The sequence below is a fragment of the Novipirellula sp. genome (genome assembly GCF_041583735.1).
Taxonomy (GTDB): Bacteria; Planctomycetota; Planctomycetia; order Pirellulales; family Pirellulaceae; genus Novipirellula.
This window is the reverse complement of the sequence record NZ_JBFHFD010000306.1, coordinates 1-9,705: the sequence shown is the minus strand read 5'-3', so window position 1 is coordinate 9,705 and position 9,705 is coordinate 1. Positions and strand designations below refer to the sequence as shown.

General features: G+C 55.4%; 8 protein-coding genes and 1 pseudogene. 7 read left to right on the top strand and 2 right to left on the bottom strand.

Going from position 1 to position 9,705, the window contains the following annotated elements; translation table 11 throughout:
- Together ABX962_RS20590 and ABX962_RS20585 are read right to left on the bottom strand one after the other, a co-directional pair.
- Window positions 1-293 (bottom strand): annotated as a pseudogene (locus ABX962_RS20590) (hemolysin D); the annotation flags it as partial.
- A 69-nt stretch (window positions 294-362) separates the two neighbouring features.
- Window positions 363-2,414 carry an HlyD family efflux transporter periplasmic adaptor subunit gene (locus ABX962_RS20585; protein ID WP_372721897.1) on the bottom strand — a complete coding sequence of 684 codons (2,052 nt, stop codon included), beginning with the start codon at window positions 2,412-2,414 and terminating at the stop codon, window positions 363-365.
- A gap of 351 nt (window positions 2,415-2,765) precedes the next feature.
- Here ABX962_RS20585 and ABX962_RS20580 point away from each other — a divergent pair, with 351 nt between their 5' ends.
- The 7 genes from ABX962_RS20580 to ABX962_RS20550 all read left to right on the top strand — a co-directional run.
- Window positions 2,766-3,242, top strand: coding sequence for a hypothetical protein (locus tag ABX962_RS20580; protein WP_372721896.1), 477 nt, complete (start codon window positions 2,766-2,768; stop codon window positions 3,240-3,242).
- 158 nt (window positions 3,243-3,400) lie between these two features.
- Window positions 3,401-3,949 carry a DinB family protein gene (locus ABX962_RS20575; protein ID WP_372721895.1) on the top strand — a complete coding sequence of 183 codons (549 nt, stop codon included), beginning with the start codon at window positions 3,401-3,403 and terminating at the stop codon, window positions 3,947-3,949.
- Between the two features lie 126 nt (window positions 3,950-4,075).
- Complete coding sequence (locus ABX962_RS20570) at window positions 4,076-4,597, top strand: histidine phosphatase family protein (protein ID WP_372721894.1); 522 nt, start codon at window positions 4,076-4,078, stop codon at window positions 4,595-4,597.
- Window positions 4,598-4,600: 3 nt separating this feature from the next.
- Entirely contained in the window at window positions 4,601-5,779 is a 1,179-nt protein-coding gene (locus tag ABX962_RS20565; RefSeq protein WP_372721893.1) for a metallophosphoesterase, read from the top strand.
- A gap of 201 nt (window positions 5,780-5,980) precedes the next feature.
- A complete protein-coding gene (locus tag ABX962_RS20560; RefSeq protein ID WP_372721892.1) occupies window positions 5,981-7,039 on the top strand; it encodes a transposase in 1,059 nt (352 codons plus the stop codon).
- 619 nt (window positions 7,040-7,658) lie between these two features.
- Window positions 7,659-8,654 carry a glycosyltransferase family 2 protein gene (locus ABX962_RS20555; RefSeq protein WP_372721891.1) on the top strand — a complete coding sequence of 332 codons (996 nt, stop codon included), beginning with the start codon at window positions 7,659-7,661 and terminating at the stop codon, window positions 8,652-8,654.
- A gap of 11 nt (window positions 8,655-8,665) precedes the next feature.
- Window positions 8,666-9,705: hypothetical protein (locus ABX962_RS20550; RefSeq protein ID WP_372721890.1), on the top strand; the 1,040-nt coding region annotated here is incomplete at its 3' end.

The window sequence follows — 9,705 nt, the reverse complement described above, 5'->3', positions numbered from 1 at the left end:
TTGGTCGCATTGAGCAGCGCTTCTTTTTCTTCGGCCTTCTTCAGCTCCAAAGCGTGTTTCGCTTGGGTGTCGTCGATCACGACCATCAATTCGCCTGCGGCAACGGTCCAGCCTTCATCGAACTTCAGCTCCATCACCTTGCCATCCACTTCGGCAGGCACATTCACATTGTTAATGAATTTGACCGTGCAGTTTTCGGCATGAATTTCATTCGCCGAAGGGTTGGAGGTGGTCTGAGCCAACGCTGGAGTCGCAAACGCCAACGCGAAAGCGGCAATCATTGTTTTGTTCACAGATTTAAACTCGATTTGATTGGGGGCATCGTGATGGGGCTGTTTGAGTACACCGCCCCATGGCTCGAACTAGAAGAAGAATTTACAGCACCACTCGTAGATCTCGTGGAAGAACACAAATCCACTTGATCGGCGTCCACAGTAGACCTTGGCAATGACCTTGGCCCCCGGACGCGGATGCAGTTCTTGTAGTGAAGCTTGCTCGGGGTAGGCCGACATTTTGATCACGGCCCCATGTTCTTCATTCGGTTCGGCGCGAGCGGAGATGTCGGCAACCTTTAGCGATGCGTCCAACTTCTTGTCCGGGTCGGTCGCCAAAATGTAGGTCACATCCAAGGTTTCAGACTGATTTTCCTTGACGTATTCGTCCAAATGGCCTTCGCGTTTTTCCGGAAGCTCTAACTTCAGGAACAACGGTTGGCGAAGATCCGCCACCTCCAATAGCACTTGGCCAGTGGAAATGGGGCGGCTTCGCAACATCTTTTCGACGTCCCACGATGTTACGATGCCGTCGATTGGCGAACGAATGATCAGTTGCTCGGCGCGATCGACCAGCAGTTTCTTCTTTTCAATCAACACGCGTCGTTTTGTATCGAGCTCGCTAACCTCGCCTTCCAACGCACGGCGTTCGGCAGGTTCCAAGGACTTTCGCTGAGTCAGCTGACCTTGGTTGCGTGCTTTTTCAGCCAATGCGGTTTGGATCTGGCCTTCGATGTCGGTCAGTTGAATCTCAAGATCGCGGTTGCGAAGTCGAACCAATTCTTGACCGACGGTGACCGGTGAATTGTGGTCCACTAAAACTTCGATCACCTCGCCATCAATCGGCGCAAAGATCTCGCGTCGTACTTCCGGTGTTAACGTCCCTTCGGCTTCGAGCGTGAAATCTTTGGGAATGAAAACCAAAGCGAGGATGGCGGCGACAATCAGAGCGACCACGCCAAGTGTTTTCGGAAGCGTTCTCGCCCGCAATACCCAAGTTGCACGGCCCAATGCCCGCCAAACCGGCATCAAGAACAAATTGCTATGCGACATCGAGTTGGCGATCGCGCGTGTTCCGTGCTCGTAAACCAAGTCGCAACGGGCGTGAAAGATTTCGGCCGGAATGTTGCTCTCGATTTGCTCGATGATCAACGCACCGATGACTTCACCACGGTGAGCATTGTCGCGATCGATCTCGCCGGCAGCACCGGTGTCCGCTTCGGCACCCAGTTTTCGTTGCGGTTCACGAAGCGGCAGCACTGCGATGCTACGACCATAGGATTGGTCGACATAGTCTTCGAGTGCCTCTTCGATTTGAGGCGGCAAGTCTTCGGTCGACCCGTCATGCCATAGCGGCTCGCCCGCCGCGACGACTCGCGTCGCCAACTGGTTCAGTGAGGCGACAATGTTGGATCGGTTTTCGATCGTGTCTTGGCCGCTGATCGCTTTGACCGTGCACTTGCGGCCTTTCTTGATCGCCACACTGACGCGGTCACATCCGATCAACCGCCGCCCTTCGTTGGCAACGATGTGGGCGGTTTCCATCAAATCGAGCGATTCGTGCGATGCTCGGGCGAAAGCGTCGGCTTGTTGCCAAAGCGTTTGACGGTCGCCCAGTTTCTGTAGTTTTTGGCCTCGCAACCAATCGGCCGCAAGTTCACACATCTGTTGGACAAACCGCAGATAACCACGCTGGGTGTCGGGTGCGGTGTCGGGACGTTGGAAGATTTCGATCAGGCCGTCTTGTTGCTCATCGTGCTTGAGCGCACCGAGAACGAGCAGGTAGCGAGTCGGATTGCCCTCGGCTTCGCCATCGGTGGTTCCCGAATAGGGCGGCACGATCAGCGATTGGCCGGTGTTGGCCACACGCTGGATCAGCCGAGTGTGACGGGTCGCGTCCTCGGAGTCGCCCGAGAGCACGCTCGGTTCCGCGTTGATTTGATACTGCAGCTTCAGCTGGCGATCTTCGTCCAACAGCCAAATAGCACCGCCGGCGGCGGCCAGAGCAGTGATGATGCGGGAAAGCAGTTCAGGATAAAACTCGCCGGCTGTCGCTCCGGATTTCGAGAGCGCAGCAATCTCGTTGACCAGCGAACGGATCTGAGCTTTGGTTTCCTCAACGGTTTGTTGATTGACCGACATGGCGTATTTCGGAGCTCACGAGGGAGAGAATTGGGTTAAGCGTCTGTTGACAGTAATGAATCAAGCGGTTCACCGCCATGTTGACCTGAACGGATATGGAAGAAACACAACCCGCGGAACCGACCTTGTCGATTGATGCGAATAAGCTGCATTTGCCCATTCTGCGCCGTTGCCTTATTCCCTCAGGGTGTGGCGAAAATGGGACATCCTGGTAGCCCAGCGAAGGAATTTGGCCGACGTGTCTAGACAGCTTATACAATTTGTATAAACTCGTCTAGACTGTTCGGGGGGATTTGCTTTAAGTTTCTCGGCAGTGACTGTTTGTCCATGTTCCTTTCGTGTTTCGAATTTATGCTCAATCCCGATTCCATCGACCCGGCGCCGCATCGCCACGAGCCAACGGCGGATCGACAAGGGCCAACGGCGGATCGACAAGATTCCGCCAATGCGGAGTCACTGTCGACGGAGGATGTCGGGGCGGCGATCGAAGATTTGCAGCGTGAGATCAATCGACTGCAGCGTTCGATTCGGCAAGCGATCCAGGCTCAATTGAGTCGGTTTGCCGATCGAAACTTAGGATCGCTGCAACAGAACCAGCAGATGGTCCAGGCAATTCACACGCTGCTTGACAGTCACGGATTGCGGGTTCAGTGCAGCGAATGTGGGCATCCCGCGATCTTGCGAGTTTCGGCCCGACCGGGGATCGAGCATGGTGCGTTTGTGTTTGATCACACGATTGATCGCCGTCGCACGTTCCACGGCGGCCGAGCGGTGATGCCGCAAATTCGTCTCGTTTCCAAGCCCACGCGAAAAAAAGCCGCCAGCTAAGCTGCGTTCGTACTTCACTCGCTAACACCACGAGCCCCACCGGTGAGCCGGCTACCGCCGCCTCTGGCCCTCCCCAGTGGAGAGGTGGATAAGGAGGGCTGGCGTTGGCATCGCAGCGGGCTCGTCTTCATTTCCGAAATTTTGGTATGATCCCCGACATGAGCACGGAAAACAAAACCACAGCAGAACTTTCGCCAACACAAACCAGCGAGATGTTGCGGGGGGCGATCGGTCAGATCAAATTCGCCCGCAATTACACCTTGGAATTGCTGGCAAATACTCCGCAAGCACTGTGGTTCAAGATCCCCGAGGGGATGCCGACCAATGTCGCTTGGCAAGTCGGGCACTTGGCGGTCAGCCAATATGGTTTGTTGATGTTTCGCATTCGTGGGCGGGGCCCCGATGATCTGGAGTTGATTCCTGGGAAATTTCGCAAAGCATACGGCCGCAGCAGCGTGCCGAGTGACGACCCCTCGGCACAGCCAACGGCCGATGAATTGTTGGCGCGATTGGCTCAAGTGCACGAGCAATCGATGCAGGTGCTCGATGCGGTGACGCCTGAGATCTTGCTCGAGCCTGTCGATATGCCTTATGCGGCTTATCCCAACAAGCTTGGTGGCGTTTTGTTCTGTCCGATTCACGAGGGGATCCACGCAGGTCAGCTTGGCATTTTGCGGCGAATGCATGGACTCGAGCCGGTACGGTAAGTGCCGAGTTACCGTTCGCGCGATCGTCGTTACTCGCTCCGCCGATCAAACGCTTTTTCTCAAACCGTCAAAGCATGCGTTTGAATTGAATCAGTCTCTAATTAATGACGAAGTAAATAAATCAACATGGATGATCCATCCGCTGGGGTATCGGGAACGCGTCACCGGCTGATTCTGATGCGGCATGCAAAAAGCGACTGGGCGAACGAAGGGCTGTCGGATCACGATCGTCCCCTAAATAAACGTGGCAGGCGTGACGCGCCGCAGATGGCCGCGTGGCTTCGCGAGCTCGATTGCTTGCCCGATGTCGTGCTCAGTTCGTCGGCCGTGCGCACGCGAGAAACGCTCGAGCTGATGCAGGACTCATTTCGCTCGGACGTTGTCGTTAGCTATAGCGAATCGCTGTATCTGGCGTCACCCGAGACGATATGTAATGTGATCGCCTCGGATAGCTGCGATGCGTCCACCGTCATGGTGCTCGCGCACAACCCGGGGATGGCGTATCTGGTGTCTCAGTTAGCGGGAGAAATGGTTGACATGCCGACAGCCGCGATCGCCATCTTTGACGTATCGATTCCGGATTGGAGCAAGTTTCGGCTGAGCAGCCCGGTCAAGCTTGAACACTTCATGCGACCGAAGGCTTTGTAGAACATGTTCACCCCCAATCGATGGTGGTTCATTCTGCTGGCTGTCTTGGTTGGCCATTTTGGCATCCATCTGGCGATCTACAATCGCATCAACGGCTTTGGGATACCGCGTCGCACGATCAAGCGAATTGTCAAAGTCTTTTTCGTTTCGGCAATCACGCTGCCCTTCATTGTCGGCTACCTCTATTTTGATACGTTCCGGCAACTGATCGTCGACCCGCATGCGAGCGATTACTTTCCAGCGATTTTGAACGCCTACGGCGTGGTGTGTTTGGCAAGTTGGTTGGTGTTGGGGGTGCCGTGGCTGCTGTGGCGTCCTGTGCTTGGGGTCGAGTGGGTGCCTGCCGAACGCAACGTCGAGGTGGTGGACGTGCAGCGAGCGGTTAACCGATCGTTAGCGCTCACCGCGAAATGCAAATTCGAATCCAAGCTGCCGCTGAATCAAATCTTTGATTTGGCGATCGAGCAGATCACGTTGCCGGTGGCGGGATTGCCGGCCAAGTTGGATGGGTACCGGATTGCGCATTTGAGCGATATTCACTTGACCGGCGATGTGCACCCCGATTACGCCAAATACGTTGTCACGCGAGCGACTGGTTGGCGGCCTGACATGATGGTGATCACGGGGGACATCATTGACCGTCAACCGTGTGTCGATTGGTTGCCCGAGATCTTTGCTGCCGCCGATGCAGCGGACGGTTGTTTTTACGTGCTGGGGAATCACGACACGCGGATCGAGGATTCGCGGCAAACACGTCAATCAATGGACTTGGCGGGGTGGACCGATCTGGGATCCGATTCGGTGCTTTGCAGTTTGCGAGGCCAATCGGTGCGGATCATTGGCAACGAATACCCTTGGTTTGATCGGCCGGAGCTTGATCCCAACAACGACGACGAGTTTCGGATTTTGGTCAGCCATAGTCCCGATCAAATTTGGTGGGCACGTCGACACGGCATCCAATTGATGATGGCCGGACACACGCATGGCGGTCAGGGGCGATTGCCTTTGATCGGTCCGATTTTGAGCCCGAGTTTTCACGGCAGCCGATTTGCTTCGGGTGATTTTTACAAACCGCCCACGACAATGCATGTCTCGCGCGGCCTCGGCGGCGTCCACTTGATGCGAATCCATTGCCGCCCCGAATTGTCGCTAATCACCCTGCGTCCGCCGCAGCCAAAGTAATCACCTGTCACGCGAACCAAAAGCCGATCACCTTCGAGCAGGCAGCGACCAAACTCAAGCAGGGACAGAGCATGTCGCGACTCTAACTCCCCTTTAAAGGGACAGAGCCCTATTGTTGGGGGTTGACTTTGGATCAGGTTAGGCGAACGATTGATCATTGGCCCTTGGCTCGGTTCCTCCTGACTGAAACAGAGGTGTGTGATGGTTCGCCTTGCACGCTCGGAAGTCTTAGATCCCGACGAAATTGCCATCGCTCATACCTGTAGTCGGACCGTCCGGCGATGCTTCTTGATGGGCGATGATCCCTTTACCGGGAAAAATTTCGATCATCGCAAATCGTGGATCGAACAGCACTTGATGCATTTCGCCCAAAATTTTGGGGTAGATCTCCTTGGGTATAGTTTGCTATCAAATCATATGCATTTGATGCTACGGACTCGGCCGGATGTCGTTGCCACCTGGAGCGACAACGAGGTGGCACGTCGGTGGATGATGATTTGTCCGCATCGACGAGATTCCGATGGGCTGCCGCTTCCGCCTACCGAGCCTGAGATCCGCTCGATCGCAGGATGTCCCGTTAAGTGTGCCGAAATTCGCAGACGGCTCAGCAGTGTCAGCTGGTGGATGCGACTACTCTGCCAACGTGTCGCGCTGCGAGCGAACCGCGAAGACGAAGAATCGGGCCATTTCTTTCAAGGCCGATTCCATGCCACGCGGATTGTTGACGAGGCCTCGCTGCTGGCGTGTGCGGCCTACGTTGACTTGAATCCCATTCGTGCTGCGATGGCCGAAACGCTCGAGCAGAGCGATCATACCTCAGTGCAGCGGCGAATTGAGTCCATCACCGCCAATCGCAGCAATTGCATTCCGGCGGCAAAACTGCGAGACAGTTTCTTGCCTCCGGTCACGATTGACGAACGGTTTGGTGAAATTGGCCCGTGCGTGAGCAAGTCGGGAACACGCTGCAGCGACAAAGGCTTTCTACCGATGTCGCTCGAAGATTACTTGGAAATGCTCGACTGGACGGCACGCCAAATCGCCCCCGGTAAAAGCGGCCGGACGCCTGCAGACGCACCGCCAGTGCTCAAGCGATTGGGTTTGGACGGCACGACATGGTGTGAACTGGTCAGCGACTTTGGCCGGTTGTTTTGCACGGTCGCGGGACGCCCCGAGTGTGTCGATCCGCTGCGAAGCCTCCGCACCCACCGCCGCTATCATTTGCGGCGACGAGCAAGAGAGCTGCTTGCTCGCGTGGATTAGCTTGCGAGCGTCCCTTCTTTTTGACTGCGGAGCATGGCGACGAGTCGCCGATAAGAGAACTGCGCAGTAGCGGCCGAAAAACATGCGATTTTAGGCCTCATCCCTTGCATGTTGCCGCAGTATCTGCCTTGCCGAGGTCAAAACCCAACCACATTTCAACGGTCAGCCCGCCTGCGTGAACTGGATCCTCCCCGATAAAAAGCTCCGTCCCCGTGCGAGAGGGGGGGCGGGGCGTCAGACAATGTGCTCTGTCCCTGATTGGGATGGTTTTAGGTTGGGGGATGCTAGTGATGTGGGCGGTATTGGATGATTGGGTTGCGGTTTTGAATCAAAGCTGTAGCGGTTCTTCATGTGTAGTAGCAGTGCGCGTCGAAGTCGTCCTGCTACGATGTTTTGAATCTTATCCGCGAGCTCCGCCATTTGATCCGAACGCGCGGTAATCTTGATCATTCATACGCCCCTTCTTCAGAATGCTGCCGCAGCACCCCGTTGCAATTGACATCGACTGACCCTCTCGCCTAAAAGCGATGTCAGGCTGGATAATCCGACAATTTTCGTCGTCGAGGCCGCCACTGAGTCGCCTGAGACTCGGTGTTTTTGCTTTTCCTCGGGGAAAAATATGGCTGAACGGCAATTGGATGTAGTCATCCCGGTTTTCAACGAAATCGAAATTATCGAGACGCTGCATACGCGAGTCGATGCGGCGTGTAAGGCAACCGGGCTGCGCTACCGGATCAATTACGTCGACGACGGCAGTAGCGATGGTACTGCGGAATGGATCGTCGAAAACGCGATCAATAAGGCCGCCTCGCCCGACGAAGCGGTGCAGCTAATCTCGCTGTCGCGAAACTTTGGTCAACCTGCTGCCATCGTCGCGGGGCTTGATTCGACCGACGCGGAGTGTGTCGTGTTGATGGATGGCGATTTGCAAGATCCGCCTGAATTGATCACGCAAATGGTCGATCGCTGGCGTGAGGGTGCCGAAGTCGTCATCCCCCAGCGAACAGCACGCAAAGAAACCTTTGTGCGTGGGCTTGGGTTTGCTGCGTTTCATCGGCTGTTTCAATTTCTTTCCGAGTCCAAGGTGCCGTCCAATACGGGCACGTTTTGCTTGATGAGCCGAAATGCGGTCGTAGCGGTCTGCCGTCTTCCCGAAACGCACCGATTCTTTCCCGCACTTCGCGCGTGGGTCGGCTTCAATGTTTCGATCATCCTATTTGAACGCCAAGAACGAGCGGGGGGCGAGCCGAAGCAGAACTTCGTGCGACTGTTCCGCTACGCCATGGATGCAATCTTTGGCAACTCACTCAAGCCGCTGCGTTTCTTGACGGTCTCGGGTGCTACCTTGTGTTGCGTGTCGCTGGCCGCTGCTGCATGGTTTGCAGTGAAGCGAGTCAGCGGTGTCGAGACCGCATCGCTTGGCTTTACCACGATTGCCTGTGCCATTTTAGGTTTGGGCGGATTTCAGCTGATTGCGGCTGGGATTCTCGGTGAATACATCGGCCGGATTTATGACGAAGTGCGCCGGCGACCTTCGTATATCGTGTCCAGTACAACCACGTCGGAGGATGCCCAAGAGCGCGCGTTCCGCGTGATCTCACGAAAAGCGAGCTAGAGGATTATTCAGTGAGTACGGATAGCAAAACGATCCAGCCGGAAGCCTCGCGTTCGTTTGTCGAGTCGCGCCGAGATGCGTTGTGTCGACCGGTCATGGTGTTGGCGGTTTTGATGGTCAGCTGTGCGGTGCTTGCGTTGTACTGCAGTCGACTGAACCAGGAGTTCTATCAACACAAGAACCCGTTCTACGATTCGCTGAGTTACAACCAGCTCTTGTTTGAATCGATGGAAACGTCCCGCCAGCAAGGGCTAGTGGCGGGTTGGAATCACGTTTATTCCGCCGACACAACCGTGTTTCTTCCGTTTGCGATCGCAGCCTCGATTGGACCTTGGGTGGAACCGAGCCGGATGGTGCCGGTCTGGATCCAAGCTGCATATTTGTTCGGCTTCTTGGCGTCGGTGTTTTATTATCTAGTCAAAATTCGTGACCTGAAACCGACGACGGCGTTACTGGGATGCTGCACGTTTTTTACGACCAGTTGCATCTTCATGGAGGTCGGCGGGCTGTCGGATTTCCGAGCCGATTTGATGTTGTGCCTCAGTTTTGGTGCATCGGCGCTGTGGTTCCTATCCGCAATGCAGCGACCCACGACCGGTCGGTTTGTCGCATGCGGCATTGCCGTGGCAATCTGTTGCCTGTCGCGTTCAACGGCACCGATCTATTTGGTGTTTAGTCTCGCTCCCTTGGCGGTGCTGTTTTTGTTGCAGCAAGGCGATCGCAGCAAGCGGATACGCGGCTTGATTCTGACCAGCGTGATCGCCAGTGTGTTGTCGGGATGGTTTTATATTCTGAATTTTGATTATCTGCACTACTATTATGTCGTCTGGAATACCGACGCCAACGCAAAGCTTCCGCTAAGTGAAGCGGTAAAACATGGCGAATTCGCTGGGCGTGCGATAGGTGCTGAAGTCCTGTATCTGATCGTCGGGTGGATGATCGGTCTTGTTTTCTTTACACGCAATCGCGGGACGTTCAAGACGATTTTGGATGCAACTCGCGATCGCTCGACGCCCGACTGGGCTCTACTTTGGGTGGGACTCAGCCCGAT

Coding starts and splice junctions, on each gene's coding strand:
- ABX962_RS20575 (WP_372721895.1), top strand. CDS start 3,401: ATGAGCACGGAAAACAAAACCACAGCAGAACTTTCGCCAACACAAACC.
- ABX962_RS20565 (WP_372721893.1), top strand. CDS start 4,601: ATGTTCACCCCCAATCGATGGTGGTTCATTCTGCTGGCTGTCTTGGTT.
- ABX962_RS20555 (WP_372721891.1), top strand. CDS start 7,659: ATGGCTGAACGGCAATTGGATGTAGTCATCCCGGTTTTCAACGAAATC.
- ABX962_RS20560 (WP_372721892.1), top strand. CDS start 5,981: ATGGTTCGCCTTGCACGCTCGGAAGTCTTAGATCCCGACGAAATTGCC.
- ABX962_RS20585 (WP_372721897.1), bottom strand. CDS start 2,414: ATGTCGGTCAATCAACAAACCGTTGAGGAAACCAAAGCTCAGATCCGT.
- ABX962_RS20580 (WP_372721896.1), top strand. CDS start 2,766: ATGCTCAATCCCGATTCCATCGACCCGGCGCCGCATCGCCACGAGCCA.
- ABX962_RS20570 (WP_372721894.1), top strand. CDS start 4,076: ATGGATGATCCATCCGCTGGGGTATCGGGAACGCGTCACCGGCTGATT.